We start from the raw sequence: 25,707 nt of genomic DNA on the forward strand, positions 1-25,707 counted from the left end.
CACTTTCCCCCTTTATCTGCATGACGATTATTTTTTATCCGTATCATCCATTTTCAGGACGGCCATGAAGGCTTCCTGCGGAACTTCAACATTCCCAACGGACTTCATACGTTTTTTACCTTCTTTTTGTTTATCAAGAAGCTTACGTTTACGGGAGATATCCCCACCGTAACATTTAGCCAGTACGTTTTTACGGATGGCTTTAATGGTCGATCTTGCTACAATCTTCTGTCCGATCGCTGCCTGGACGGGTACTTCGAATTGTTGTCTCGGGATTAATTCCTTCAATTTCTCTACAATCAGCTTCCCGCGTTCATAAGCAAAGTCACGATGAACGATAAAGCTCAGGGCATCGACATTTTCAGCGTTCAGCAGGATATCCATTTTCACAAGCTTGGATTCCTTGTATCCGATCAGCTCATAATCAAATGAAGCATACCCTTTCGTATTCGATTTCAACTGATCGAAGAAGTCGTATACGATTTCAGCAAGCGGGATTTCATAGACGATGTTCACTCGCGTATCATCCATATACTGCATATCGATGAAGTTCCCGCGCTTTCCTTGACAAAGCTCCATTACGGCACCTACATAGTCGTTCGGAACCATGATCGTTGCTTTGACATAAGGTTCTTCAACATGATCGACCTTCTGTGGATCCGGCATCATGGATGGGTTATCCACTTTCACTTCTTCACCGTCCGTCAATTTCACATGATAGATAACGCTTGGTGCAGTCGTGATCAGGTCGATCTTGAATTCCCGTTCGATACGTTCCTGAATGATCTCCATATGAAGAAGACCGAGGAATCCACAGCGGAATCCAAACCCTAACGCCTGTGAAGTTTCAGGCTCGAATTGAAGGGCGGAGTCATTTAATTCAAGCTTTTCAAGCGCTTCTCTCAAATCGTTGTAACGATTTGAATCAATCGGATAGAGACCGCAATAAACCATCGGGTTCATTCTGCGATAACCAGGCAATGCTTCCTGTGCAGGATGATCGGCAAGGGTGATGGTATCCCCTACACGGGTGTCCCCGACGTTCTTGATCGCTGCAGTCAAGTATCCAACATCTCCGACCGTCAATTCCTTCTGACCCGTCGCTTTCGGAGTGAAGACGCCGATCTCGGTCACTTCAAACTCTTTCCCTGTCGCCATCATGCGGACCTTATCCCCTACCTTGACGCTTCCATCCATTACACGGATGTAGGCAACGACTCCTCGATAGGCGTCATATAAAGAATCAAAGATAAGCGCTTTTAAAGGTGAATCGGGGTCCCCTTGAGGAGCCGGCACCTTTTCCACCACCTGCTCAAGGATCTCTTCAATCCCGATTCCGGCTTTGGCTGATGCAAGGACCGCTTCAGATGCATCCAGACCAATGACGTCTTCGACTTCCTGGCGAACTCTCTCGGGATCGGCTGCCGGAAGGTCAATTTTGTTGATTACCGGCAGGATTTCCAAGTTATTATCCAAAGCAAGATACACGTTTGCAAGCGTCTGGGCTTCAATCCCCTGAGCGGCGTCCACTACAAGGACAGCTCCCTCACAAGCCGCTAAACTACGGGATACTTCGTATGTAAAATCTACATGACCCGGTGTATCAATCAGATGGAAAATATATTCTTCCCCATCCTTCGCCTGATACTTTAATTGCACAGAATTCAATTTAATGGTGATTCCACGCTCTCTCTCAAGGTCCATGGAATCTAGCAATTGGGCTTTCATTTCACGCGCCGTCAATGCTTTGGTCTTTTCTAATATACGATCGGCAAGGGTAGATTTCCCATGGTCGATATGAGCAATAATGGAAAAGTTCCTTATTCTCGATTGTCTCTCTAACTTCTCTTCACGGTTCATTATTCGTTCAACTCCTGTTATTTCCACACATATACACTATTTTGAATTATAGCAGTAGACTATACATTATTCAATGTAAACTAAATGGCCTGTTGGGAATTGACCGATTTCCTTGTATTTACAAGAGGTTGGGACATATCTAAATCTATTTGCTCTAAAGACGAACAATCAAAAAATTAGTTGCAATCACTCGTTACACCGCTTTTGATTTCCGTGCAAGACTTCGCTTTCCTCGGGCGGAAGGCAAGCCTCCTCACAGTTTTCGCTCCTGCGGGGTCTTACCTATTCCGCTTTTCCCGTAGGAGTCTACGTCTTGCACTGCAATCAAAAGCTAGATCCTGTTTTATACAGTGTATATGCTTTAGCGAAAATAAAAAGGCCCATTTCACTATGGTTGTTCTATTCATAAGACTATAGTTACCGAATGTTCGATCACTACAACTGACTGAATAAGAGTTTATGTATCCAATGGTGTAACAATTTCCACATTACAATGTTATAGTAAAACGTTTAAGCTTTGAACGTTGATTGGAGCGGAAGGTGCTCGACTCCTGCGGGAATTGCTGGACAGGTGAGACCCCGCAGGCACAGCCGAGGAGGCTCACCGCCAGCCCCGCGGAAAGCGAGCACCTGTAGCGGAAATCAACCACTACTCACTACACCAACAGGTATGTAAACAGCTAAATGATAAATCCGAACGACTTTGAATTTCGTATGATCGTTCGGATTTTTTTACTATTCACTTCTGTCTCAGCCTCTAAACGTTTAAATGAGCGAGGAAATTACATCCACTATTTTATTGGTGATGCTTTCGATGGTACTCGCTATGACTTTTCCGATGGAAGAGAATACATTGAAGGCTTTCATTTCTTCTAACTTCTCTTTCTTTTCAGTCAGGGTTTTGGAATCTATCTCATTCCCGAGGAACGATGCCTCGACATTCCCCTCCACGTTCTGATTGACCCCGACAGGAGATGTAAAGTTCTGCTGTTCATGTCCCTTCATATCCACGATGCCCTGATTGGCGTACTGCATTCCGATCAGGACGCCGATAAATAATGCCGTTATGAGAAATGCACATTTAAAAAAGAATTTCGTCATGTTCATCCATCCTTTTCATTACTGTCTTACAGCAGGTGTACTGAGTGATTCATCCACCTTTTCTGCCTGCCAGTAGTACTCAGCGAATACATCAGCGAATGCCTTTGCAGTCCTCTCCAGCTCCTCAAATGTATTATCCACCCCTCCGAATTCAAGGAGCATGGCGTTCCCGGAAAGATCCTGATTGAATTTACCGTTAGTGCCGCTTCCCTTTTTCGCAATGACCCCGCGTGAAATCCCTTTATATCGCGATTCCAATCGCTTATGAAGTTCGGTGGCAAGCTTCAGATTCCGTTCATAGTTCGGATGCTCTTCCCCTACAACAAATGCAAGCTTTGCGTAGGGTTTGCCTTCGATCGTCACGGTCGTCATATCTCTCCTCTGTGAATCCCGGTGAATATCGACCATATACAATAAATCTTTGTTGCTGGTCATGGCTGCCTGCACCAGCGGGCGGGACTCCTGATAAGCCGCCCAATAGTTCAGTCCCTTATTGTTTAAATGTTGAATCACATCGGTCTTATCGATGATCGTCCCAATACCCTGGTCCTCCAAATCACCCTTCACCATTTCCCCCACCTTTGTGACATTGATCTTGGAGTGCATGGCGGAATCGGGATTTGTCACTCCCTCCAGATAAGGAAGATAGGATTCCCTCGTATGGGTGAAGTAAAGAAGGACCGTCTTCTTATTCCCCGTTGATAAAGGGGGGGCCACGTCCCCGCCATTTTGATTGGTTTCTTTCAGATCCCCGACATTCTTGAGTGGTGCTTCATTTTCAGATTCTAGGGCTTCCGGTGGGGGGACCGATTCAATCGGCATATTCGTAAAGTCCGTCCCTTCCCCTGCCACCAGGATATCCCCGTCGAAAATCGAGAAACCCGGCAGTTCACGACCGAGAAAGCTTCGGGGATCTTCGAAACTTACGTTGGTGGCCACCTGAAAGAGGATGGAGGACAAGCTGGGAAGCGCCTGATCCTCTTCTTTCAATATGTGATTAAGAGAACGGTTTTCCAGCGCCAACATTTTATATAAGGTCTCACCCTTTACACTGGAAGCCGCTTGATTCAACGAATTCGACGTAATTCTATATTCAGGGTTGGAGGAAGTGAGGATGCCGATCATCGAAAAAATCGAGAGCAGTCCTGCAACGAAGATCAGCGTCGCTTTCAGTATCGTAGACATATGAATGGCGATGACATAGTTAGAGGCTTTGTAGGATCTCATTCTCTCACCCTTTCTTTTCTCTACTCTAGTACAACCTATGACATTGATAGAGATAGTAGAACTGCATGTAATAGTCATTATGAGATGATCAGTGGAAAGTTAAACGGTGGAGTCTAGTATTTTTTTTGAGGAGGTAAGGGGTTTTTGGGTTCCGATAGGAAAAACGCCTCGAGGTCCACAGTCTCCCTCAAGGCGTAATGATCTAAATCCATCTATCTCGTCTGATACCCCGTATTCGCCTGATTCACCGCATCATGGAGCGCCGCATTGAGGCCGCTCGCGATAAGGTTCGCCATGTCCTCCATGAACACATCCACTTCTTTCGGAGTCACCATCAGGTTATGGCCGATCGGAGAAAGGACTTCATGAATCAGTTTTCGTTTTTCCTGATCTTCAAGGGTCCCGACGATTCCCATGAACGTTTGTCGATGCTCATCTTCCGGGAGGTCTTCCTCGGTTAGCTTCCTTCTTTCACCGAAGCTTAGTCCTGCAGGAGCAAGAGATCTGGATGGACGGTCACCTTCTCTCATTTCTTTTCCAAAATGTTTTAAGAGAAAATCCACGGTATCGCTGACGATTGTCACGGCATCCAGTACAGTCGGAACACCGATGGCAATGACCGGAACACCCAACGTTTCCTGATCCAGCCCTTTTCGCTTATTCCCAACCCCCGACCCAGGATGGATACCGGTATCTGATATTTGGATCGTCGCATTGACGCGTTCGATCGACCGGGAAGCGAGGGCGTCGATGGCGATGATAAAGTCGGGCTTTGATTTCTCCACCACTCCGAAAATGATATCGCTCGTTTCAATCCCTGTGAGTCCCATGACACCGGGAACGATGGCACTGACCGGTCGATATCCTTCTTCCACCGATTCCGGCTGCAGTTCAAATAGATGTCTCGTCACGATGATGTCTTCGCATACCCTTGGACCCAATGAATCCGGGGTCACATTCCAGTTTCCGAGGCCAACGATCAAACAGCTTGCATTTTTATCGATCTTGTTATTGATCAGGAATTGATTGAATTCATTGGCGAATATTTTTTCCACCCTTTGCTGAAGCTCTGAGTCTTCCTCACGAATGCCATGAGCCTCGATGGTCAGATAGTTACCCGGTTTTTTACCGATTTTCTCTTCCCCTTCCGGCGTGACCGTGACCAGTGAAACCTTCACTCCATCTTCTTCTTTTTCTTTAATCATGACACCCTGAATGGATGACGTATCCTCCGCTTTGTCACTGACGACCATTTCTCTTGCTTCCACGGCAAGATCGGTGCGTACGCAATATTTACTAAGATCGATTTCTTCTTTTTTCATTTCGACTCTACCTCCAGGCTTGGGATATTATCCAGTATTTTTTTATGTTTGCCTTTTCGGTATGTGTTCATTCACTTGTTTAATTTCGTTCCATAGTATTGCAATATCACTGTCCATTTGATAAAATATCATTTGTTCTTATTGTTTAGGAATTTAAATCGAGTCACATAGAATCTCGATCCTTTTATAGGAGGTGACAGGAATGCCAAATATCAAATCAGCTATCAAACGCGTAAAAACAAACAACGAGCGTAACGCTCAAAACGCTGCGGTTAAATCAACTATGCGTACTGCGATCAAGAAAGCAGAAGCAGCAGCGACTAACAGCGCTGATAATGCGAAAGATCTAGTAACTGAAGCGGTACGTCAATTAGACAAAGCAGCTCAAAAAGGTCTTATCCACAAAAACGCTGCGGATCGTCAAAAGTCTCGCCTAATGAAAAAAGCGAACTAATTAAAAAAACCACCGAACCAATTGGTCCGGTGGTTTTTTTATGTAAAACTTTGATCATGAAGTTTAAACAGGAACATTTCGATCATCAGTTCTTTCTTGATCTTTCCTGTTTTGATTTCATAATCCCCCTGTGAAAGCGTATCGATGATATGGGCCAGCTGCTTATCATTGAAATGTTTCGCCTGTCCTGCCGCGAGTTTCACCCTGAACGGATGCACTTTTAAAGTGGTGGCAATTTTTTGTTGTCCGTACCCTCTTCGCGAAAGCTCCTTGGTGCCATATATAAGGCGGAACTGCCCTGCAAGGATGGCAAGGATTTTAAGCGGTTCTTCGTTTTGTTTAAGTAGATCATAATAGATCCTTAATGCCTCATCGATCCTTCTGTGAACAACTTTGTCCACTAACGTAAAAATATTCTGTTCCAACGACCTGGCCGTCAACCGTTCGACGACTTCCACATCGATCCGGTTGGTGTCACTTGCATATAAAGACAGCTTATCCAGTTCCTGTGTGAGCATCATCAGGTTTGTGCCTGCTAATGTCAGCAGTAATTCGACGGCATCTTCATCGATCTGGACACTATTCCCGGCAGCACGTTCCCTTACCCAGGATTTCAATTCATGCTCATTCAACTTTTTGGCTTCGACAACTTCAGCAATCTTTTTTAAGGACTTGGTGATCTTTTTACGCTCGTCCAGTTTTTCATAAGTCGCCGTTATGACAAGGATCGTGTACGGTGCAGGTGATTGTATGTATTGTTCAAAACGCTTGATATTATGCTCTACTTTTTCTTTTGTTTTTTCAGCGGTCAAAAAAACGGGGTTTTGGATAACGACGACTCTTCTTTCTCCCATGAACGGAAAGGTTTCCGCGTCTTCTATCGCTACCTCTATCGGTGTTTCCTCCAGATCATAGCTGGAAAAATTAAAATCCATTTCTTCTTCTGAAACGGCCCCTGCAACAATTCTTTGTTTCGTTTCATTAATAATAAATGACTCATTTCCGTAAACTAAATATATAGCGGCAAATTGAGATTTCTCTATTTTTTTCCATGTATCAATAACCAAGTCAGCACTCTCCATTAAGTTTCTCTACTCTATGGTAAAAAAGCTTTTTGGTTTTGGCAAGGGGTAAAGGGGACATCCCTCATATAGGACACCCCCTATATCTATATTAACGCTAACGGATAAGACCTAGGAACCTTATCCGTCAAGCGGTATTTCCTTTGTATTGATTAGTGTCACCACAGGCTCTCAAAGTTATGGGTGACAACTCTTGTCAGTAAAGGAAAAAGTAAAGGGAAGTATAGATTTTTCAGAAGCGTTGTTCTATACTAGAATAGAAATAGGAGGGGTAATTGTGAACCAGTTTGAAAAGAATGTACAATCAAAAAGAAATGATGCAGTAGATTCAGGTGTAGCCTTCGGTGTTTCTTTTGGATTCTTTGCATTAATGTTCATTATTGCAACAGCGATCAAACTCATTGGATCTTAATGAAAAATAGGAGGCAGACCTGAAAGAAACCGGTTACTTCAACTTCCATATATGGTACTTTCGGTATCATAAAGATGGTTTGAATGCGCCTGATTCTTTGTGATAGGTCTGCCCCTTTTTTCATTAGCGCTTTATTTGTTTTGTTCTACATCCTATGGCAGTTGGGCAGAAAACGTTCCTTTTTTATCCCAAAATCGATAGGTGATTGCCCCGTTCACAGCCGTACTATAAATCGTCAGTCCCCTTACCTTTAATCGCTCCACCACTTCAGGGTGGGGGTGTCCGAAACGGTTGGTTTCTCCAGCTGAGATCACCGCGACATCGGGATTCGTTTCAGCGAGGAACGCTTCCGATGTACTCGTATTGCTTCCATGATGACCGACTTTCAATACATCCACAGGCAGATCGAATGTTTGAATGAACTCCTTTTCCCCTTCCTTCTCGAGATCCCCTGTAAACAACCATTTCTTTGATCCGATTTCACCGTATAGAACAATGGAGTCGTTATTCCCTGCATAATCAGCATCAAGGGGGGATACGATATGCAGCCCATCTCGGTCTCCACGCCATCTTACAGGATACATCACTTCTTTGACAGAGATCCTTTTTTCCTTAGCCATTTTGACAATCCTATCCACCTCCACCTTCTCCCGGGTGCCGGGACTGATCAATATTTCACCGACCTTCATTTCGTTTAATACCGCTTCCGCTCCCCCTATATGATCAAGATCTCCATGAGTTAAAATCAATGTATCGATGGACGTGATTCCTTTGCTTTTTAAAAAAGGTACCACGATGTCCTCCCCTACAGAAAAACGGTTCTTTTTCTCCTCCCATTCCTCTTTCGGGAAGGGCACCTCTCCTCCTGCATCAATCAAATATGTTCCTTGGTTGTACGGAAGATCGATCAGGGTTGCATCTCCCTGCCCTACATCAATGAAGACAATTTCTCCATAGGGATGGAACTTGTTCAAGAAGAGATGTAAGACGAAGAAAAGAAAAAGAAAACCAAAGGAAAGGTATTTTCTCTTCTCTATACCAACGAATGCAAAATAGATAAGAATGAGATACCCCAGGAGAAGAACAAAATTCGGCCTCCCCATTATCAAGGTGCTAAATGGAAAAGAAGCAACGGCAGCGGATAACCATTGAATTCCTTCCAGCAGAATTTGATAAGGGATCATGGACCATCCAGCCGATACGACTGAAATGAGGAGATAGGTGATGATGGCCATCGGCAGGATGATAATGGAAAAGAGCGGGACATAAAGGAGATTGGTCAAAAAACCGATCAAAGAGAACTCATAGAAATGATAGATCACGAAGGGGATGGAAGATAATTGGGCCACCATCGTGACGGCGACCATTTGTTTGATGGAAGAGGATGCCTGTAAAATGGTCCGGGAAGAAAGCACAAGTGAAAAACTGACGGCGAATGAGAGCTGAAAGCCCACATTGTAAACCGAGAAAGGTTCGTATAAGACCATGATAAGGAACACTGTGGCCAAGCTATCGATTATACCGATATTCCGGGAGGTTTTTTTGCCGAGAAGGAGGAGGATCAGCATGAAGGAGGCCCGTACAACAGAAGGAGAGCCGCCAGTCATGACGATATAGCATAGAAGAAACAGGACCCCTGTCCATGATGCCGCTTCCCTTGTCAGGCCCATCCTTAATAACAAGTAATGAAGGATCGCAAACAAAAGGCCCACATGAAGTCCTGAAATGGCAAGGAGATGAACGACCCCGAGTTCCCTGAATGCCTTCATGGAATCCTCTGTAATCATCCCTGTCTCCCCGAACAGTAATGCCTGAGTGATCCCAACCGTTGAAGGCGGAAACTCCCGTTCAATTCTTTTTAACCCCTGAAATCTAAGCTGTGTAAGGGTATGTTTCCAGGTGCTTCGATCCACACATCCTTCAAATTCCTGTATCTCAAGGATCCAATATACTCCTTGATGGGACAGATAGTCTTTATAATTGAATGAATTGGGATTCTTGTCCTGCCGGGGTTCTGCCAATTGTCCTTTAACATTGCAAACAAAACCGGGATTTACTTCAGCAAATTTCCGTTTTTCCTCTTCGGTATCAAAGTAATAGCGAATGAGGATTTTCTCATTCTTCATTTTAGCAAATGAAACAAAGGAGCTGCCGTCAATGGTGGGGATCTCATCTATAAATACTTGGTGGGTGGACGGTTCAGATTGAGGGGAAAGGCCTGATTTCTGGTTTTTCTCTTGTAAAAAGGTGTGGAAGAAGGAAATAATTACCAATAGGAATGAAACGAAAAGGATGGTACGAGGCATTTTTCTCTGGAAAAGGGAAAGGAGGAGGAGAACAAGGACGACAGCACCCCAAAAAAATTGAAGTGCCAGCAATGTCCCTGATAGAACCGATAATGCCAAATAAATGCATAAGCCTCTACTCATTAAAAAGCTTTATGTATTCTTGCTCATAATAATGAAGCTTATCCTCCGAAACTCCCTGCTGCCTCAGATCCTCTATCAATCGGATAATGAGTGTTGCTTTTTCATTGTGTTTCACATCGATACTGCTTTCGTGGAAAGGAACTTTTTCCACGTGGACGCCTGCCTTTTCGAACAGCTCGAGGGCGTAAGGATGATTTTTATAATCTTTTGCATAGTAAACCGTTTGGATGCCTGCCTGAATGAGTGCCTTACAGCATTGAAGGCAAGGAAAGTGCGTGACGTATATATCCGCCTTCTCCGTCCCTACCCCGAACTTCGAACATTGCAGGAGTGCATTCATTTCTGCATGTATGGTCCTCACACAGTGATTGTCAATGACATAGCACCCTTCATCTATACAATGATCTCCGCCGGCTATGGAGCCATTATACCCTCCTGCAATGATCCGCTTATCCCGGACGATGGTTGCTCCTACCGCGAGTCTCGTACACGTGCTGCGGAGGGCAAGCAGTTGACTTTGAGCCATGAAATATTGATGCCATGCAATTCTTTCCATCCCCATTCTCCCTTCTCTTGTGTTGCGGTTTATTTTAATGCTTGTTTAAGTGTATAAAGACTGCCTGCCTTTCGTCAATCATTGTACAAAAATATGTTCTTGTAATTTCTCAAAGGTTTTTTCTCCGATTCCCGGGATGTTCGTTATTTCTTCAATAGATTTGAACGGACCATTTTCTTCACGGTATTGGATAAAGGTGGCGGCTTTCGATGGTCCAATTCCAGGAAGGGTTTCGAATTCGGCTTGAGAGGCTGTATTGATATTGAGTTTATCTTCTCCTGATTCTGTCCCTGAAGATACGGGAGAAGGAAGTGACTGAGGCGTCGTTTCCACTTCACCGATTTTCGGGACATAGATCATCATTTCGTCCGTAACTTTGACGGCGAGATTCATCAATTTTTTGTCGGCATTCTTTGTGAATCCCCCTGCCTTGTCTATGACGAACTTAAGCCTGTCCCCCTGCCTCACTTCATAAAGACCCGGGTTTACCACCTCTCCCTTTACGTCCACATACACTTTTTCAGGACTCTTCGCTGTTTCTGTTTCAGGATTTTCAGTTTTTTTTGACTTTTCCACTTCTGCTATTGCAGTAAAGGGAGGTTCTTCTCGGGGAGGCTCGCCGGCTTTTTTCAATACATACCCAATCAGGAGAACGGCACAAATTGCGAGGATCACAAGAATCGTTCGGTACTTTTCAATCAAGGACTGCATGGAAATCACCTCTGGTGGAATATTCATTGCAAGGAATTCATAAGTTTTAGGAGAGTGTGTCATAGAAGGAGGGCTGAACATGAAATTAGGTATCATCGGGACGGGAAACATGGGGAAAATCATCATTGAAGCTCTCATTGAATCAAAGGCGATTTCTCCTTCACATCTTCATATTACGAATCGTTCATTAAAAAAAGCCGAGGATATAAAAGAGAAATTCCGTAACGTGAATGTCGTCCATTCAAATGAAGAAGTCATATCTTCGTCTGATCTAGTCTTCATCTGCGTCAAACCGCATGATGTGTATGATGTAATCCAAGAGAGTAAGAAAAGCTTCACGAAGGATAAATGTGTCGTTTCCATTACAAGCCCGGTAAGTGTGAACCAGTTGGAATCCTTATTACCCTGTTCTTGCGCACGATTCATTCCAAGTATCACGAACCGCGCATTGAGCGGTGTGTCCCTTCTGACGTATGGAAGTCAATGTTCAGATAAATGGAGAAGGGATTTATCGAAGCTGGCCAGGAATATCTCTACACCTGTCGAGATTGATGAAAATGTAACTCGGGTAGCATCTGATATTGTCAGCTGCGGGCCGGCTTTTTTCAGCTATGTGACACAGCGATTCATCAATGCGGCAGTGGAAGTGACGGAGATCGATCGCGAAACGGCAACTGTCCTCGCTTCTGAAATGCTGGTTGGTCTTGGGGACCTGTTGAAAAAGAATATCTATACGTTACCTACACTTCAAGAAAAGGTATGTGTTAAAGGAGGGGTGACCGGGATAGGGATTTCTGTGATGGAAAGGGAATTGGGAGATGTCTTCGAGAAACTGTTCGAAGCCACACAAGAAAAATTCGTGGATGATATAGAAGGAACCAAATCACAATTCGGGGTCTAAAAAAGACTCCTTTTTTACATTCGACATAAATTGATTTTTACCTTCTTTTTTCTGAAGTTTTTAACAAAAAAAAGCCTGATCACTCCGTTTTGGAGATAATCCGGCTTTTTTTATTTCTTTTTGCACGCAAAGAAGATTCTCTCACTTTGATCTGATGGAGATTCTCCCGTAAAGTCCGCGGTGATATTCAACACATCGAATCCGGTGCTCTCAAGCCACCCCTTCACCATAAGGATTGGATAGGTACGCTGTTTGTGCAGTTCTTCCACTCTCTCGTACTGTCCGGTTTCCTCATCTTCCACGAAAAAAGTCAGTTCATGTTCCACACTATTGGGAACTTCACCGGGGAAGCAATCCCATATATAGGATACGTGTTCATCCGTAAGGGTAAAGGTTTGATTCATGAAGATCTGCGTCATTTTGAAAATGGAATGCACATCAAAAAGGAATAACCCATCCTGCTTCAGATGAGTATAGACCCCTTTAAATGTGCTCTCCACGTCACTCTCGTCTTCCAGGTAATTCAATGAATCACAAAAAATCGTAATGATGTCGTATTCACCAAGGGAATCGAGTCTCGACATATCCTGTTGAAATAACTTGAGCTGAACATTCTGTGCCGATGCCTTTTCCTGCGCGATGGTGAGCATGTCCTGAGACAGGTCGACACCCGTCACATCGTATCCATCCCGTGCGAGCCTCAATGATAATTCACCTGTGCCACAAGCGATGTCGAGGACTCTCTTCCCCTGGATGGAATAACGTTCTGCCTGCCGGTTCACATACTCCAACCAGCCCTCGTATGGGACGTCCTGCATTAAATAATCGTATACATAAGCAAAACGCTCATAACTCATTTACAGGTTCTCACCTTGTCCGACCTCGACGAATGATGCATCTCCCCATAAACGTTCAAGATTATAGTAACCTCTTTCTTCTTTATGGAACACGTGAGCGACTACATCTCCTAAGTCAACCAGAATCCAGCGTGCCTGATCGAATCCTTCAAGTCGTTTGACTGTGTATCCTTTTTCTTCTGCTGCGTCTTTCAATTCACGCGCGATAGCCTGTACCTGTTTGTCTGAGTTACCGTGACAGATCAGGAAATAATCCGCAATCAACGAAACACCTTTCATGTCCAATACTACAATATCCTCAGCGCGTTTATCATCAGCAGCTTTAAATGCTAATTCTACTAAATTTCGTTCCATTCCTTCATCTCCTCTGATTTAATGTCAGTTCATTGTAAAAGCGAAATGTATCCGGATAGATCGCTTGATTTTTTTTCATTAAAAACATGATCGTATTCTGCAGAGCTTTAATGAGTGCCAGGTCCAATGATTCCTTGGCAAGTTCCCTCACTTCTTCCACACCTGGGAACCTGCGATTCGGCTCAATATAATCTGCTAGATAAACCACCTTGTCGAGTACCGTCATCCCTTCTTTCCCAGAAGTATGAAAGCGGATTGCAGAAAGGATATCCGGGTCTTCTATCCCGACCTCACGTTCTACCAGGATGGCTCCTACAGGCGCGTGCCATAACTCGCCATTATAAAGTAAAAGATCCTTTGAAAGATTCTCCCTTTCAATGATCCCCTGCATTTCCCCTTTATCCCGAAACTTTGCATAGTCATGAAAAATCGCAGCTGTTTCTGCCTTTTTCTCATCGGCTCCATACCGTTTAGCAAGCTCAATGCTCGTCTCCATGACACCATATGTGTGAATATAGCGATGTTCAGTCAAATGCTTTTTTACCATCTCCAGCGCTTTTTCCCTATTCATATAACTTCTCCTCCTTGATATATCGATACACGTCGTCCGGAACCAAATAGCGAACCGTTTGTCCCTTATTTACTGTGTCACGAATGTATGAGGAAGAAAGATCAATGGCCGGCACTTCAATCAATTGCACGTTAAAGGAAGACTCATGGGTATAATCCGGACGATTAACCCCTATGAACTTCACCATATGCTGCAACTCTTCAATTTTATACCATTTCGGAAGATACTCGATCATATCCCCGCCAATGATAAACGAAAATTCGGTATCCTCTTCTCTTTCCATCAAAAGCTTGATGGTGTCATATGTGTAGGAGGCACCCTGTCTTTCGAGTTCGATCCGTTCAATCGAAAAACGGGGATGACCCTTGATGGCTGCCTCCAGCATCCGAAGCCGCTGGTCCACCGTTACCCTTTCATCCGCCTGTTTATGGGGAGGTACATGGTTAGGTAGAAAGCGGATTTCATCTAATTGTGCCTTTTCCAGCACTTGCTCTGCAATGACCAAGTGACCCATATGGGGAGGATTGAATGTACCTCCCAGAAGTCCAACCTTTTTTTTCATCATCGTATCGATCCTTATCTTGGCAGGATTAATTGCTTGTTTTCTTTCGATTCTTTGTATAGGACGATGGTATTTCCGATGATCTGGACAACTTCAGCTCCTACACCTTCCGATAGCTCTTGTGCAACCTCAGACTTATCCATATCACAATTTTGAAGGATGCTGATTTTCATCAATTCCCTTGTCTCAATTGCTTCTCCGATCGTTTTGATCATATTATCGTTGACTCCGCCTTTTCCTACTTGAAAAACCGGATTTAAGTGATGTGCTTCTGAACGTAAAAACCTCTTTTGTTTACCTGTTAACATGTTAACCTCCTAGTTGTTGTAAAACGGTGTCCCTCATAACGGAATAGGACGGAAAGATTCCTGTCCACTTCTTAAATGAGAGGGCTCCCTGATAAACGAACATATCGAGTCCGTTCTGAGTCAGGGCACCTTTCTGTTTAGCCTGTTTCAATAATGTTGTTTCCAGTGGATTATAAATGATATCCGAGACGATGCTTCCTTGCTTTAATTCATTGACCTTTATAGGACTGTCTTCAATATGAGGAAACATACCGATGGTCGTCGTCTGGATGATGACATCATAATCGTGCAATTCATTCTCGGCGGCTTCAAGGGTAAGGAACGAAGACTCTAACGGAAACGGGCAGGCATCCATCATCTTCTCTGCTCTTCCCGGGGTCCGGTTGGTTACATCGATCTTCCTTACACCCGAAGAGGCAAGTGTATAATAAATGGCCCTGGCCGCACCGCCTGCCCCGATGATCAGCATAGACTTGTTTTCAAGACGATCACCGGCTACCTTCTTCAAGCCTTCAACAAAACCAAGACCGTCTGTATTATACCCGATCAGCTTACCATTTTCATTTACAATCGTGTTGACAGCACCGATTGCCTTTGCCAATGGATCAATCCCATCAAGGAGAGACATGACATGTTCTTTATGAGGAACCGTCACATTCACTCCCTGAATACCCAAGGCTTTGATTCCACGGATGGCCTCGGGGAGCTGCTCTTTCTTCACATGAAATCGAACATATTCAGCGTTAATTCCGTTATCTTCAAACGCGCTATTATGCATCAGGGGCGACATCGAGTGTGCAATCGGATCCCCTATCACACCATAAAGAGCCACAGAACCCCTCCTAGATCAAAGACTTTCTTAAGAATACGCTGACACCTTTCGGGACGTGAGCGGCAATGGTCGCCCCGGCATCATTGACGGTAATCCACCCCAAACCTGAGAAAACGATATCCGTTTTCGCTTCTTTGATCCTGAACTCGTGCCTCACAAGTGGAGGGAACGTATCCATATCATCTTTTCTTGGCGGCTGTAATAATTCCCCCGCATGATTTTTATAGAGTTCATCCGCCTTTTCAATCTTCGTCCGATGGATGGACAGCTCATTTGAGAAATAGCAAGTAAACGGCTGACGCTCACCCGCCATGAAATCAAAACGGGCCAATCCGCCGAAGAACAAAGTTTGCTCCGGATTCAACTGGAACGTCCTTGGCTTGATTTCTTTTTTAGGCGTAATGATTTTCAAATCCTGTTTATCTACAAAATGGGCCATCTGGTGATGATTGATGATGCCTGGTGTATCAATCAATGATTCTTCCTCATCCAATGGAATTTGAATCATATCTAGAGTCGTACCAGGGAAGTGGGAAGTCGTGATGACATCCTGCTCACCTGAGACATGTTTAATGATGCGATTGATGAACGTGGATTTCCCTACGTTCGTACATCCAACCACGTAAACATCTTTTCCATTCCGATATTTCTCGATCGCTTCGATCGCTTCTGTTATCCCCTGTCCGTTGGCAGCACTCACCAATTGAACATCGATCGGTTTCAATCCCAGTTGACTTGCTTCATGCTTCATCCAATGAATCAGCTTGGAGTGTTTCACCGACTTAGGCAAGAGATCCACCTTGTTTCCTATCAGAAGGATCGGATTGGACCCGACGAACCTGTGAAGTCCCGGAAGCCAGCTTCCATTAAAATCAAAGATGTCCACCACTTTGACTATAAGCCCTTCAGAGTCACCAAGCTCATTCAGTATTTTCAGGAAGTCATCATCGGTCAACGGAACATCCTGAACTTCATTATAGTGCTTTAATCTGAAACAGCGCTGACAGATGATCTCTTCTTTTTGAAGAGCAGAAGGAGGCGCATAGCCCAGGCCTTCTTTGTTTTCCGTCTGAATTTCAACGCCACAACCTATACATACAACTTCACTCACTTTTTGTCCTCCCACTCAAGCATGCCTTTACGCTTGAAAAACTTCATGATTCTGCGTTCTACCTGACGATTGAATTTTGTAAAGAAACCATCCGATTGAGCCACAGGTACGACCAGTATCGTATGAAAGCCACTGCGGTTTCCACCTAATACGTCCGTTAACAGCTGATCGCCAATGACAACCGCCTCTTCCTTCTTAACGCCCATTTGTTTGATCGCTTTCTTAAAAGCACGGCCCATAGGCTTTCGTGCCTGAAAGATGAATGGAACACCCAAAGGTTCAGCGAATGCCCCCACGCGGTTTTTATTGTTGTTGGATACAATGGTCACAAGGATCCCCTGCTCCTGCATGTCTTTAAACCACTGGATCAATTTCGGGGTGGCGTTCGCTCTGTCCCACTCCACCAACGTATTATCCAAATCGGTAATGATTGCCTTGACCCCTTTTTCCTTAAGATGCCCCGGGGTGATATTAAAAATATCCTGGACCTGTTCATTGGGTAAAAACTGCTTGATCACATGCTACACCTCAAATTTCTTTTATATGATTAACTGCTTTCGATATATTCTCATTAGATGAACGTTCCACGCTATCGAGGATCGATTTCTATAGTATACCTTTAACCTATAACAGATTAATGATAACCAATTTTACATACAGATTCAAAATAAATCATATATATTCCTGTAATTCCAAACATATTACGATAAAAAATAAATATTTTTCGACAAAATTCCAGCTTTCTTCATACTTGTGGATAACCTTATTCACATTATACAGAACACAAACAAGCTTTATTTACCAGTTATATACAAGTTAGTCACAACTTATCCACCATGAACTGTGGATAACGGAACGCTTGTTCTAAAAAAAAATTTTTGGTAAAGTTACATTACTACAAAAAAACGTACTTACACTAAGGTTCGAATAAAAAGATGATGAGTAATGGAGGTGGCATTAATGAGGAAATTATCGGACGAACTGTTGATTGATTCTTATTACAAAGCGCTGGAGCTGAAACTCAATACAGAATTCATTCGCCTCATCGAAATGGAAATTCACCGTCGATCTCTTACAAATAAAATAAAAGCTACTTCGTAGAATACTAACATGAAACGGGACGGATTTATATAAAATCCGTCCTCTTTTTTTATGGAATATACGCTCTCTTGCCATCACATTTCAGGATACTGATCCTCTGTCCAACGATCTATGAGCCTAACCAAATCCCTTACTCAATAAAAAAACGATTAACTTTAACAGTTTAATAAGTATATAATAAAATATCATTATATACTATATGAATAAGGATCTTTTTTCACTGTATGAAGTTAACCGTCAACGTTAACCAGGTGAACAGGCACTCGTTAAGGCATATTTCAGCCACGAACCTTGTTCAACAGTGAGCAAACTTAAAAGAAGGAGTGAGTGATGATTGTTTCTCTCCGGGGTACTCGATCAAACGTTCAAAAAGCTTAAAACTCAAACAGCCAACCTGATTACCCTTACGAATTTATCATTAGGTGGTTTTGCTATTATTTCCGTTCTTCATAACCAATTACATCTGAGCTTGATCCTCATTTTCATCGCTGCCTTGACCGACAGATTCGATGGATTGGTGGCAAGAAAGTTAAACATCGAGTCGGAGTTGGGAAAGCAGCTGGATTCCATGAGCGACATCATTTCCTTTGGTGTGGCCCCGGCACTGCTTATGTACACAGCCGTTCTAAGCCAGTTTGACTTTCCTGGCATGTTCTTTATCATTTTATATTTAGCCTGTGGCGCTTACCGGTTGGCGCGCTTCAACATTTCGGAAAATGACGGTTATTTTACCGGCCTTCCCATAACTGCAGCCGGCTGTTTACTGACCTTGAGTTATCTTGCTATCCCGTTTGTTTCTGGTGTGCTGATCGTGTGTATGACGATCACACTGGCTGTACTGATGGTCAGCCCTTTTACCTTGAAGAAGATGTAAGGCATATAAGAGGGCCCTGTTCAACATGAACAGGGCCCTCTTTAAGGTCTTCTTGCAAATACGTATGAGGCTAACAGTTATTGACGTACCACCAGCCACCGAATAGGAAAAGCAAGATTAGCAATACAACGATTAACGCAAAGTAGAACCCCCCGCCGCCATAGCAACCTGGATAGACTGGTCCGTAACAAGGATATCCATAAGGCATGACCATACCTCCTCACTCACTTTTACTATCAGTATATGTACATAGGGAAGGAGCGTATAGGCAGTTTACATCTTTATCATAGAATTCAATTTGGAAAAAAATGTTCCATTTCCCGATTACTTTCACCGGACATGCAAGGACATTCCCTTCTTATCATATGAATGAGTATAGGCTTAAGTCCTCATGGAGGTGGAAATATGTCTGGAGTTCTAACAGCACTGGGTTATTTCTTCAAGGAGTTAATTTTCCTCGTTTCTTACGTTAAGAATAACGCCTTTCCGCAACCACTGTCCGCTGCAGATGAACGAAAATATCTAAAGCTGATGGCAGAAGGGGATGAGCACGCCCGAAACATGCTCATCGAACATAATCTCAGGTTGGTTGCCCACATCGTCAAGAAATTCGAAAACACAGGCGAAGATCCAGAAGATTTGATTTCCATCGGGACCATCGGATTGATCAAAGCGATTGAAAGCTACTCAGAAGGAAAAGGCACGAAGCTTGCCACCTATGCGGCTCGATGTATCGAGAATGAAATCCTCATGCACCTGCGTGCCCTTAAGAAAACAAAAAAAGATGTCTCACTCCACGATCCTATTGGCCAGGATAAAGAAGGAAATGAAATCAGCTTGATCGATATTTTGAAATCGGAAAGCGATGATGTCATCGATACGATCCAATTAAGCATGGAACTCGAAAAGGTCAGAAAATATATTTGCGTACTGGACGAGAGGGAAAAGGAAGTCATCGTCGGTCGGTTCGGGCTGGATTTGAAAGAAGAAAAAACTCAAAGGGAAATTGCAAAAGAACTGGGGATTTCGAGGAGCTACGTCTCACGGATCGAAAAAAGGGCCCTCATGAAAATGTTTCATGAATTTTATCGTGAGGAAAAAGAAAAAAGGAATAAATCCTAAAAAAGAAAAGCGGTCCAGGAACCGCTTTTCTTTTTTTTCTACTCTACACTGACTTCAGCGGAAATGATCAAACCAATAACAGACGTCAGGATAAGACCCATGATCATTGAAAACATCGTCATCCCTCTCCCTCATTAAACTGCACTTCTTACTATTAATGTATCACGAAAAAACGGATATTCCCCTCCCATCCGTGAACAATTCTTTACTAAGTATTGACAGATATGTGACCGAAAAACAAAAGGAGGGCCCCCATACATTGGGGACCCTCCTATCCTATGTTAGTTCATTACCCGCTTCTTCTTTCTATGGAAGAAAGCCGACCAAATGACAATATTTAAAAACATTTCTCCACCACCTTTTTGTTTCGTTAGGCAGTATCCTTCTCTACCCATAGCGCATTCAGCATTTTTTCCTGTACATAAATCATTTTTCATTCTCCTCTCCATTTGTTGTTTTTTTTAGATTAAAATATTTGAGACATGTAGTGTTGCTTTATTTTCGATTCTTCATAGCTTTTTGAAACCATCTCATTATGAGAAGCTTCTTCAAACGTTTCCTGTTTCTTATTGAAGGTTACAGTTATAAATAAAAGATTCAGTGTCATACAATATCACCCCTTTCAAAGTTCCTGCAGGCCTGCAGGGCATAATAAAAAGCCACAAAGCGACCGACCCTTGTGGCACAAAAAAGCCACAGGGATCTACATTCTCCCTGTGGCTATTATTGAATGAATTTCAAATTAAGCAGAAAACATCCCACAAGCGGTCGAATGATAAAAACGATATGAAATTGTGTCTTTTTTTCCAATAAGCACGAACATTTCTTTCGACCTCCCTCTTGTGATTTTTTTCTTACATTGGTTAGTATATCCAATTCCTGCAATAAAGTAAACTCTTTTCCTCATTATTTTTTCTACAAATTTCCACATAATGATACACTACACACGGGATTTACTTGGGGCTCTGTCAATTAGCATGGGTAGGATGGTAAGGGGAACTGCTTCGCTTTCCGCGGACGTACGGCCGAGCCTCCTCAGCTCTCGCTTCCGGGGTCTCGGCACGCCCGTTTTTCCGCAGGAGTCTTCGCAATTCCCCTCACCATCTATAGGGTATTTGCGTGACAGAGCTTAAAGAGTAAATAAAGCAATAGAGAAATATCGGGTATGAACAAACATAATTATGATCGATTTACGAACTATCCAAATGCATGTATGAGCTTGTTTTCATTTACTCCATTCAGGAGGTTTTACATTTATTTACCGCAGAAAAACGTAATAGCACAGAGCGGAAAGGAACGGACAATATAGTTGGACTAGCTCTCATCCAAATGAAGCTTTACACAAACACCTATGGAGGAGAACCAACACACAAGCAAGATTCCTCACAACCAGCACTATTTTAAAAACGACAAAAAAGCGGGTCCTCGATGAGAACCCGCTTTTCTTTGTCCAGCTGCAGGGCTTAGAGGCTCGTGGTCATAAGTCAAACCATCCAAAAAGGCAAAGTACGCCTTTCCGGATGGTTCGTCTTATGCTTGTCGCCTCTGGGCAAAGCCCTTACACTTTTCTTATTTATTCATCCGCTGATTGCAGATCTTTTTTATATTTGATTGCTTTTGTGAAGAAGTATAGTGACAGCCCGAGTAAAACAACCGTCCCTATCATGAGGGGCAACATTTTGCCGGGTGTGACCGTCACTGTCGGAATGATGACACCTAAATACATAAAGACACTCAGTGCAAGTAATGTAAAACCAAATCGTTTGAAGTCGACGACCTTGTGTTGAATGGTCTTTTTGCTTGTGTTCTTCATTAGATTCACCTACTTTAGAACTAGTAAACTCTCATTCTATGGTAACATATGATTCCATGCAGCCTACCATGTAATTGATACCAGTTCTGCCACGGGTTCCCCTACTTGGAAAGGGCGTTGTCAATATCTTCAATCAGGTCTTCCACATCTTCAAGGCCGACTGAGATCCGGACAAGGCCGTCTGTGATCCCAAGTTCGTTCCGACGCTCAACAGGAATGGAAGCATGCGTCATGCGGGCAGGAACGGAAATAAGGCTTTCTACAGCGCCGAGACTTTCAGCCAACGTGAAATATTTCGTATTGGTTAACAGACGGTCTGCATTTTCTTCGCTACCTACATCAAAGGAAACCATCCCACCGAAGCCTGATGCCTGTTTCTTGGCGATGGCGTGATTCGGATGAGTTTCAAGTCCCGGGTAATAAACCTTCGCTACTTTCGGATGAGCCGTCAGGAACTCAACGATTTTCCTTGTATTTTCTTCATGCTCTTCCATACGCAGTCCCAAGGTTTTGATTCCGCGAATCAATAACCATGAATCCTGTGGTCCAAGGACCCCGCCTGTGGAATTCTGAACAAAGAATAATTCTTCAGCCAGTTCTTTTGAATTCACTACCACGAGTCCTGCGACCACGTCGCTGTGCCCACCGATGTATTTCGTTGCACTGTGGAGGACAATGTCTGCACCCAGGCTGATCGGATTTTGCCAATAAGGTGTACTGAACGTATTATCTACGATGGTCAGCAGATTGTGTTTACCCGCTAATGAAGCGGCTGCCTCGATATCCGTGATTTTCAGTAATGGATTGGTAGGCGTTTCAATGTACACAGCCTTCGTATTCGGTTGTATCGCTTTCTCAATATTACCGATATCGCTTGAATCAACGAAAGTGGATTCGATACCGATACGATTCAACACCTTGGTCATGACACGGTACGTGCCGCCGTACACATCATCTGTCATCACGATATGATCCCCGCTGTTGAACATCATCATGACTGCTGTGATCGCCGCCATTCCCGATCCGAATGCAAACCCTTTTTCCCCGCCTTCAAGATCTTTGATCAACTCTTCAAGGGCATGTCGGGTAGGATTTCCCGACCGTGAATATTCGAATCCCTTGTGCTTTCCTACTTCATCCTGCTTATACGTACTCACTTGATAAATAGGAGTGGAAACTGCGCCCGTTTGAGGATCTGTCGGGATACCACCGTGGATTAATTGCGTTTTCTTTTTCATGATTAGATTCCTCCTTGATAAATGTTTTTACTTAAGTACCGCTCGCTTGAGTCCGGGAAAATGGTTACGATATGACTCCCCGGTTCAGCATGTTCTGCTTCAAGTAGTGCTGCATGGAGGGCTGCACCGGATGAACTTCCCACCAGTAACCCTTCCTTTGCGGCAAGTTCTTTTACTCTTCTGAATGCATCCTCGTCCGTGACGGTGTGGATGCTGTCAAAATACGCTGAATCCATATAATCCGGGAGAAATTCCATGCCGATTCCTTCTGTTTTATGCGGCCCTGATGCTCCCCCATTCAGGATGGATCCTTCAGGTTCAACGATCACCGTTTTAATGGTATCCTTCATTTCTTTGAGGTAGCGGGCAGTCCCCATGAAGGTTCCCCCGGTGCCAGCACCGGCGATGAAGGTATGAATCTCTCCATTCATCTGCTTCCACAGTTCAGGTCCCAGTGTTTTGTAATACGTCTCCGGGTTGGCCATGTTCCCAAATTGCTGCGGGGAATACGAGTTAGGAATTTCGTTCACCAATTCCGATGCTTTTGCGATCGCGCCCATCATTCCCTCTCCAGTAGGGGTATGGACGATTTCCGCTCCAAGGGCTTTCATCAGTTCCTGTTTCTCCATGCTGAATTTTTCAGGAATACAAAATTTCACTTTATATCCCGAGTTCACAGCGGCTAAAGCCAGGCCGATTCCCGTATTGCCTGCCGTCGGTTCGATGAAGGTCCCCCCGGGCATGATCTTACCGTTCTCCACTGCATCTCTTAACAGTTCAAGACCCAATCGATCTTTCACACTGCCCCCGGGGTTAAAGAATTCAAGCTTCGCAAAGAGGCGGACGCCTTTCTTCAACGGGAAATGTGTCAGTTCAACAATCGGTGTATTCCCTATCAGGTCATGTACACTCTTATACACGTCCATGTATTCTATCCCCTTTCAAACAAAAACTGACCCTTTCATCATTCCGTCTCCAATACTGATGAATGGACTGTTCGACTGAATAGTCTCGTTCACGTGGTGGGAGGGTATGATGCCTGGGTCAGCTATATCTTTTTATATTAAACAGATTTTACGATACTCATGACCATTTTGGCTGAATGGAGTGCAGCCTTCTCCAGATATTGATCAAAGGAGACATCAGATTCCTTGCCGGCGATATCTGAAAGGGAGCGGATGATGACAAATGGTACGTTGAACTGATGTGCCACTTGGGCGATGGCCGCCGCTTCCATTTCCACCGCCTGCAAATCCGTGAATTTGTCACGGATCGCATCCACTCGCACTGGATCATTCATGAATGAGTCACCAGTGGCAATCAATCCAGATACCACCTGTGCATCCCCAAGCTCCTTAACGCTTTCGATGGCGGTTTGCTTTAATTTCTCATCTGCTGTGAAAGCTGCCGGAAGCTGCGGGACCTGACCGTATTCATAGCCAAAAGCCGTTACATCGACATCGTGATGTCTTACTTCTGTGGAAATGACGACATCCCCAACATTTAGCGAAGGATCGAACCCTCCTGCTGACCCTGTGTTGATGATGCAATCCGGTTTGAAATGCTGCAATAGTACTGCCGTTGACATTGCTGCATTCACTTTCCCGATTCCTGAACGAAGTAATATCACTTCTTTATCACTCATGGTACCGCTTGTATATTCACACCCTGCGATTGTTTCCACTGTCGGGTTTGATATATTTTCTCTCAGTAGGGCTACTTCTTCTTCCATTGCTCCGATGATGGCGATTTTCATTGCTAAAACCTCTTTCTACTGTTTAGTCGCCTCCATGATCCACACAAACGTATTCACTTGCTGAAACTGAACCGAAAACCCATTATCACGTAAAAGCTCTTTTAATACATCAAGAGTCGTGTAATATTCCCGTTTTAAATCTTCAGCCAGATTGAAATACTCTTTTTTTATTGCTTGGGATATGGCGGCTTGATAATGCTGACGAGTTTCAAACATCGTATCAGCAAATACTATTTTACCACCTTGTACTAGAAGCTTTCCATAGATGCTGAAAGCTTTTCCCTTTTCTTCATCGGTTAGATGGTGAAACGCATAAGAGCTTACAATGGAATCGGCATTCCCTTTTAAAGAAAAATCCAGAAAGTCACCGTCCCGGAATGTGACACGATCGCCAAGCTTCTGCATTCCGATCGCCCTCATTTCAGGAGAAGGTTCAAAGGGAATGACTTCGAGTCCTGTATCCAATAATTTTTTTGTTAAATTCCCTGTACCGGGTCCAAACTCGACCACCTTCCCCTTTGATCGGGAAGCCACTCCGTCAAGAATCGAATCATAGTGTTCGAATACCGCTTGATACTCCGCATCTTTTCCTGTCACTGTGTCATCATAAGAATCTGCCCAGTCCTGGAACAAATCCAAAAATTCTCTACCCATGGTTCAGCACCTCAGCTGCATTAAGTTTATAATTCCTATAAACATACTATGAATTAATTTTAAAACTGTTATTAAATTATCATATTCTCCTGATGAATTCAACAATTATTCATTGTCAAAAGGGTGGGGGGAATCTAAAATAGAGGGAGAAAGCCTATCCGGACCAAACGTAATAAGGAGGTACACCATGAATATTTCATTCGATTTAATAGAAGATAAAGTAGAATTTTTTGAAGCTGACAATCTCAGGACATTGGAAAAAAAGGTAGACGAACAAATCCAGCATAATAAAGCCATCATGCTCTCCGTCCATCACGTGGATCATTCCGTTTCCATCGATGAGAACGGCAGAAGATTATATAGTGCCATGGTTCATTTTAAGGTGAAGAAGTAATTCAGGTAAAAAGGCCCTTCCATATGATTGAACTACTACCCGAATATAGGACACTGATAAAAAAGTGCCCCATATTCGGGTTTTTTCATGTCCATATAAGAAAAA

Annotated in this window: 31 protein-coding genes; 7 read left to right on the forward strand and 24 right to left on the reverse strand. The window is 43.6% G+C overall.

Going from position 1 to position 25,707, the window contains the following annotated elements; translation table 11 throughout:
- Positions 1-27 precede the first annotated feature (27 nt).
- From lepA to gpr, 4 genes are all read right to left on the reverse strand, one after another.
- Positions 28-1,860: a translation elongation factor 4 gene (lepA, locus tag NQ095_RS19825; protein ID WP_375162867.1), complete on the reverse strand. Its 1,833-nt coding sequence runs from the start codon at positions 1,858-1,860 to the stop codon at positions 28-30.
- 765 nt (positions 1,861-2,625) lie between these two features.
- Positions 2,626-2,961, reverse strand: a complete 336-nt coding sequence (locus tag NQ095_RS19830) for a YqxA family protein (protein WP_258265160.1) — start codon at positions 2,959-2,961, stop codon at positions 2,626-2,628.
- A gap of 18 nt (positions 2,962-2,979) precedes the next feature.
- Positions 2,980-4,188, reverse strand: coding sequence for a stage II sporulation protein P (spoIIP, locus tag NQ095_RS19835; protein ID WP_258265161.1), 1,209 nt, complete (start codon positions 4,186-4,188; stop codon positions 2,980-2,982).
- A 212-nt stretch (positions 4,189-4,400) separates the two neighbouring features.
- The gene (gene gpr / locus NQ095_RS19840) at positions 4,401-5,510 is read right to left on the reverse strand and encodes a GPR endopeptidase (RefSeq protein ID WP_258265162.1); all 1,110 of its coding nucleotides are present in this window, start codon (positions 5,508-5,510) and stop codon (positions 4,401-4,403) included.
- Positions 5,511-5,712: 202 nt separating this feature from the next.
- On the opposite strand from gpr, the gene rpsT reads away from it, so the two are divergent.
- Positions 5,713-5,964 (forward strand): 30S ribosomal protein S20, encoded by a 252-nt coding sequence (gene rpsT, locus NQ095_RS19845; RefSeq protein ID WP_060673499.1) that lies wholly within the window; start codon positions 5,713-5,715, stop codon positions 5,962-5,964.
- A 38-nt stretch (positions 5,965-6,002) separates the two neighbouring features.
- Here rpsT and holA read toward each other — a convergent pair whose 3' ends face one another.
- Positions 6,003-7,031, reverse strand: a complete 1,029-nt coding sequence (gene holA, locus NQ095_RS19850) for a DNA polymerase III subunit delta (protein ID WP_258265163.1) — start codon at positions 7,029-7,031, stop codon at positions 6,003-6,005.
- 292 nt (positions 7,032-7,323) lie between these two features.
- Between holA and NQ095_RS19855 the strand changes: the two genes are divergently transcribed.
- Positions 7,324-7,458 (forward strand): YqzM family protein, encoded by a 135-nt coding sequence (locus tag NQ095_RS19855; protein ID WP_034757445.1) that lies wholly within the window; start codon positions 7,324-7,326, stop codon positions 7,456-7,458.
- 152 nt (positions 7,459-7,610) lie between these two features.
- Here the strand turns inward: NQ095_RS19855 and NQ095_RS19860 are convergent, their stop codons facing one another.
- The 3 genes from NQ095_RS19860 to NQ095_RS19870 all read right to left on the reverse strand — a co-directional run bounded on the left by NQ095_RS19860 (position 7,611) and on the right by NQ095_RS19870 (position 11,181).
- Positions 7,611-9,887 (reverse strand): DNA internalization-related competence protein ComEC/Rec2, encoded by a 2,277-nt coding sequence (locus NQ095_RS19860; protein WP_258265164.1) that lies wholly within the window; start codon positions 9,885-9,887, stop codon positions 7,611-7,613.
- A complete protein-coding gene (locus NQ095_RS19865) occupies positions 9,880-10,443 on the reverse strand; it encodes a ComE operon protein 2 (protein WP_258265165.1) in 564 nt (187 codons plus the stop codon). The genes NQ095_RS19860 and NQ095_RS19865 overlap by 8 nt, the downstream gene beginning before the upstream one ends.
- Before the next feature lie 78 nt (positions 10,444-10,521).
- Positions 10,522-11,181: a helix-hairpin-helix domain-containing protein gene (locus NQ095_RS19870; protein WP_258265166.1), complete on the reverse strand. Its 660-nt coding sequence runs from the start codon at positions 11,179-11,181 to the stop codon at positions 10,522-10,524.
- Positions 11,182-11,233: 52 nt separating this feature from the next.
- On the opposite strand from NQ095_RS19870, the gene comER reads away from it, so the two are divergent.
- A complete protein-coding gene (gene comER, locus NQ095_RS19875) occupies positions 11,234-12,055 on the forward strand; it encodes a late competence protein ComER (protein ID WP_258265167.1) in 822 nt (273 codons plus the stop codon).
- Between the two features lie 110 nt (positions 12,056-12,165).
- Here comER and NQ095_RS19880 read toward each other — a convergent pair whose 3' ends face one another.
- The 8 genes from NQ095_RS19880 to NQ095_RS19915 are packed head-to-tail and all read right to left on the reverse strand — an operon-like array spanning position 12,166 to position 17,168.
- A complete protein-coding gene (locus NQ095_RS19880; RefSeq protein ID WP_258265168.1) occupies positions 12,166-12,912 on the reverse strand; it encodes a class I SAM-dependent DNA methyltransferase in 747 nt (248 codons plus the stop codon).
- Positions 12,913-13,266 carry a ribosome silencing factor gene (gene rsfS / locus NQ095_RS19885; RefSeq protein ID WP_258265169.1) on the reverse strand — a complete coding sequence of 118 codons (354 nt, stop codon included), beginning with the start codon at positions 13,264-13,266 and terminating at the stop codon, positions 12,913-12,915.
- A 4-nt stretch (positions 13,267-13,270) separates the two neighbouring features.
- A complete protein-coding gene (gene yqeK, locus NQ095_RS19890) occupies positions 13,271-13,837 on the reverse strand; it encodes a bis(5'-nucleosyl)-tetraphosphatase (symmetrical) YqeK (protein ID WP_258265170.1) in 567 nt (188 codons plus the stop codon).
- Positions 13,830-14,399 (reverse strand): nicotinate-nucleotide adenylyltransferase, encoded by a 570-nt coding sequence (locus NQ095_RS19895; RefSeq protein WP_258265188.1) that lies wholly within the window; start codon positions 14,397-14,399, stop codon positions 13,830-13,832. Before NQ095_RS19895 ends, yqeK begins: the two co-directional genes overlap by 8 nt.
- A gap of 14 nt (positions 14,400-14,413) precedes the next feature.
- Positions 14,414-14,707, reverse strand: coding sequence for a ribosome assembly RNA-binding protein YhbY (gene yhbY, locus NQ095_RS19900; protein WP_098439803.1), 294 nt, complete (start codon positions 14,705-14,707; stop codon positions 14,414-14,416).
- 1 nt (position 14,708) lies between these two features.
- A complete protein-coding gene (gene aroE / locus NQ095_RS19905) occupies positions 14,709-15,539 on the reverse strand; it encodes a shikimate dehydrogenase (RefSeq protein WP_258265171.1) in 831 nt (276 codons plus the stop codon).
- A gap of 10 nt (positions 15,540-15,549) precedes the next feature.
- Positions 15,550-16,650: a ribosome biogenesis GTPase YqeH gene (gene yqeH / locus NQ095_RS19910; protein ID WP_258265172.1), complete on the reverse strand. Its 1,101-nt coding sequence runs from the start codon at positions 16,648-16,650 to the stop codon at positions 15,550-15,552.
- Positions 16,647-17,168 (reverse strand): YqeG family HAD IIIA-type phosphatase, encoded by a 522-nt coding sequence (locus NQ095_RS19915; RefSeq protein ID WP_258265173.1) that lies wholly within the window; start codon positions 17,166-17,168, stop codon positions 16,647-16,649. The genes yqeH and NQ095_RS19915 overlap by 4 nt, the downstream gene beginning before the upstream one ends.
- Before the next feature lie 442 nt (positions 17,169-17,610).
- On the opposite strand from NQ095_RS19915, the gene sda reads away from it, so the two are divergent.
- Positions 17,611-17,751, forward strand: a complete 141-nt coding sequence (gene sda / locus NQ095_RS19920) for a sporulation histidine kinase inhibitor Sda (RefSeq protein ID WP_034757416.1) — start codon at positions 17,611-17,613, stop codon at positions 17,749-17,751.
- Between the two features lie 334 nt (positions 17,752-18,085).
- On the forward strand, positions 18,086-18,625 hold the full coding sequence (gene pssA / locus NQ095_RS19925; RefSeq protein ID WP_258265174.1) for a CDP-diacylglycerol--serine O-phosphatidyltransferase: 540 nt from the start codon (positions 18,086-18,088) through the stop codon (positions 18,623-18,625).
- 70 nt (positions 18,626-18,695) lie between these two features.
- On the opposite strand, the gene NQ095_RS19930 is transcribed toward pssA, so the two are convergent.
- On the reverse strand, positions 18,696-18,833 hold the full coding sequence (locus NQ095_RS19930; RefSeq protein WP_258265175.1) for a hypothetical protein: 138 nt from the start codon (positions 18,831-18,833) through the stop codon (positions 18,696-18,698).
- A gap of 197 nt (positions 18,834-19,030) precedes the next feature.
- Between NQ095_RS19930 and sigK the strand changes: the two genes are divergently transcribed.
- Positions 19,031-19,747, forward strand: a complete 717-nt coding sequence (gene sigK, locus NQ095_RS19935; RefSeq protein ID WP_034757411.1) for an RNA polymerase sporulation sigma factor SigK — start codon at positions 19,031-19,033, stop codon at positions 19,745-19,747.
- 281 nt (positions 19,748-20,028) lie between these two features.
- Here sigK and NQ095_RS19940 read toward each other — a convergent pair whose 3' ends face one another.
- The 7 genes from NQ095_RS19940 to NQ095_RS19970 form a co-directional block, all read right to left on the reverse strand.
- Positions 20,029-20,184 (reverse strand): hypothetical protein, encoded by a 156-nt coding sequence (locus NQ095_RS19940; protein ID WP_258265176.1) that lies wholly within the window; start codon positions 20,182-20,184, stop codon positions 20,029-20,031.
- A gap of 29 nt (positions 20,185-20,213) precedes the next feature.
- The gene (locus NQ095_RS19945; protein WP_258265177.1) at positions 20,214-20,354 is read right to left on the reverse strand and encodes a YrzI family small protein; all 141 of its coding nucleotides are present in this window, start codon (positions 20,352-20,354) and stop codon (positions 20,214-20,216) included.
- Positions 20,355-21,320: 966 nt separating this feature from the next.
- Positions 21,321-21,560, reverse strand: a complete 240-nt coding sequence (locus tag NQ095_RS19950; protein ID WP_258265178.1) for a YrhC family protein — start codon at positions 21,558-21,560, stop codon at positions 21,321-21,323.
- Between the two features lie 101 nt (positions 21,561-21,661).
- The gene (locus NQ095_RS19955) at positions 21,662-22,798 is read right to left on the reverse strand and encodes a bifunctional cystathionine gamma-lyase/homocysteine desulfhydrase (protein WP_258265179.1); all 1,137 of its coding nucleotides are present in this window, start codon (positions 22,796-22,798) and stop codon (positions 21,662-21,664) included.
- A 2-nt stretch (positions 22,799-22,800) separates the two neighbouring features.
- Positions 22,801-23,724, reverse strand: a complete 924-nt coding sequence (locus NQ095_RS19960) for a PLP-dependent cysteine synthase family protein (RefSeq protein WP_258265180.1) — start codon at positions 23,722-23,724, stop codon at positions 22,801-22,803.
- A gap of 137 nt (positions 23,725-23,861) precedes the next feature.
- Positions 23,862-24,554, reverse strand: a complete 693-nt coding sequence (mtnN, locus tag NQ095_RS19965) for a 5'-methylthioadenosine/S-adenosylhomocysteine nucleosidase (RefSeq protein ID WP_060670725.1) — start codon at positions 24,552-24,554, stop codon at positions 23,862-23,864.
- A 15-nt stretch (positions 24,555-24,569) separates the two neighbouring features.
- Positions 24,570-25,208 carry a class I SAM-dependent methyltransferase gene (locus NQ095_RS19970; RefSeq protein ID WP_258265181.1) on the reverse strand — a complete coding sequence of 213 codons (639 nt, stop codon included), beginning with the start codon at positions 25,206-25,208 and terminating at the stop codon, positions 24,570-24,572.
- 187 nt (positions 25,209-25,395) lie between these two features.
- Here NQ095_RS19970 and NQ095_RS19975 point away from each other — a divergent pair, with 187 nt between their 5' ends.
- Entirely contained in the window at positions 25,396-25,602 is a 207-nt protein-coding gene (locus tag NQ095_RS19975) for a DUF2536 family protein (RefSeq protein WP_060670729.1), read from the forward strand.
- Positions 25,603-25,707 lie beyond the last annotated feature (105 nt).

Source organism: Rossellomorea sp. SC111 (assembly GCF_024733565.1).
In the GTDB taxonomy this organism is placed as follows: domain Bacteria; phylum Bacillota; class Bacilli; order Bacillales; family Bacillaceae_B; genus Rossellomorea.

Coding starts and splice junctions, on each gene's coding strand:
- lepA (WP_375162867.1), bottom strand. CDS start 1,860: ATGAACCGTGAAGAGAAGTTAGAGAGACAATCGAGAATAAGGAACTTT.
- NQ095_RS19830 (WP_258265160.1), bottom strand. CDS start 2,961: ATGACGAAATTCTTTTTTAAATGTGCATTTCTCATAACGGCATTATTT.
- spoIIP (WP_258265161.1), bottom strand. CDS start 4,188: ATGAGATCCTACAAAGCCTCTAACTATGTCATCGCCATTCATATGTCT.
- gpr (WP_258265162.1), bottom strand. CDS start 5,510: ATGAAAAAAGAAGAAATCGATCTTAGTAAATATTGCGTACGCACCGAT.
- rpsT (WP_060673499.1), top strand. CDS start 5,713: ATGCCAAATATCAAATCAGCTATCAAACGCGTAAAAACAAACAACGAG.
- NQ095_RS19860 (WP_258265164.1), bottom strand. CDS start 9,887: ATGAGTAGAGGCTTATGCATTTATTTGGCATTATCGGTTCTATCAGGG.
- NQ095_RS19865 (WP_258265165.1), bottom strand. CDS start 10,443: ATGGAAAGAATTGCATGGCATCAATATTTCATGGCTCAAAGTCAACTG.
- NQ095_RS19870 (WP_258265166.1), bottom strand. CDS start 11,181: ATGAATATTCCACCAGAGGTGATTTCCATGCAGTCCTTGATTGAAAAG.
- comER (WP_258265167.1), top strand. CDS start 11,234: ATGAAATTAGGTATCATCGGGACGGGAAACATGGGGAAAATCATCATT.
- NQ095_RS19880 (WP_258265168.1), bottom strand. CDS start 12,912: ATGAGTTATGAGCGTTTTGCTTATGTATACGATTATTTAATGCAGGAC.
- rsfS (WP_258265169.1), bottom strand. CDS start 13,266: ATGGAACGAAATTTAGTAGAATTAGCATTTAAAGCTGCTGATGATAAA.
- yqeK (WP_258265170.1), bottom strand. CDS start 13,837: ATGAATAGGGAAAAAGCGCTGGAGATGGTAAAAAAGCATTTGACTGAA.
- NQ095_RS19895 (WP_258265188.1), bottom strand. CDS start 14,399: ATGAAAAAAAAGGTTGGACTTCTGGGAGGTACATTCAATCCTCCCCAT.
- yhbY (WP_098439803.1), bottom strand. CDS start 14,707: ATGTTAACAGGTAAACAAAAGAGGTTTTTACGTTCAGAAGCACATCAC.
- sda (WP_034757416.1), top strand. CDS start 17,611: ATGAGGAAATTATCGGACGAACTGTTGATTGATTCTTATTACAAAGCG.
- NQ095_RS19930 (WP_258265175.1), bottom strand. CDS start 18,833: ATGCCTTATGGATATCCTTGTTACGGACCAGTCTATCCAGGTTGCTAT.
- sigK (WP_034757411.1), top strand. CDS start 19,031: ATGTCTGGAGTTCTAACAGCACTGGGTTATTTCTTCAAGGAGTTAATT.
- NQ095_RS19940 (WP_258265176.1), bottom strand. CDS start 20,184: ATGAAAAATGATTTATGTACAGGAAAAAATGCTGAATGCGCTATGGGT.
- NQ095_RS19945 (WP_258265177.1), bottom strand. CDS start 20,354: ATGACACTGAATCTTTTATTTATAACTGTAACCTTCAATAAGAAACAG.
- NQ095_RS19950 (WP_258265178.1), bottom strand. CDS start 21,560: ATGAAGAACACAAGCAAAAAGACCATTCAACACAAGGTCGTCGACTTC.
- NQ095_RS19955 (WP_258265179.1), bottom strand. CDS start 22,798: ATGAAAAAGAAAACGCAATTAATCCACGGTGGTATCCCGACAGATCCT.
- NQ095_RS19960 (WP_258265180.1), bottom strand. CDS start 23,724: ATGGACGTGTATAAGAGTGTACATGACCTGATAGGGAATACACCGATT.
- mtnN (WP_060670725.1), bottom strand. CDS start 24,554: ATGAAAATCGCCATCATCGGAGCAATGGAAGAAGAAGTAGCCCTACTG.
- NQ095_RS19970 (WP_258265181.1), bottom strand. CDS start 25,208: ATGGGTAGAGAATTTTTGGATTTGTTCCAGGACTGGGCAGATTCTTAT.
- NQ095_RS19975 (WP_060670729.1), top strand. CDS start 25,396: ATGAATATTTCATTCGATTTAATAGAAGATAAAGTAGAATTTTTTGAA.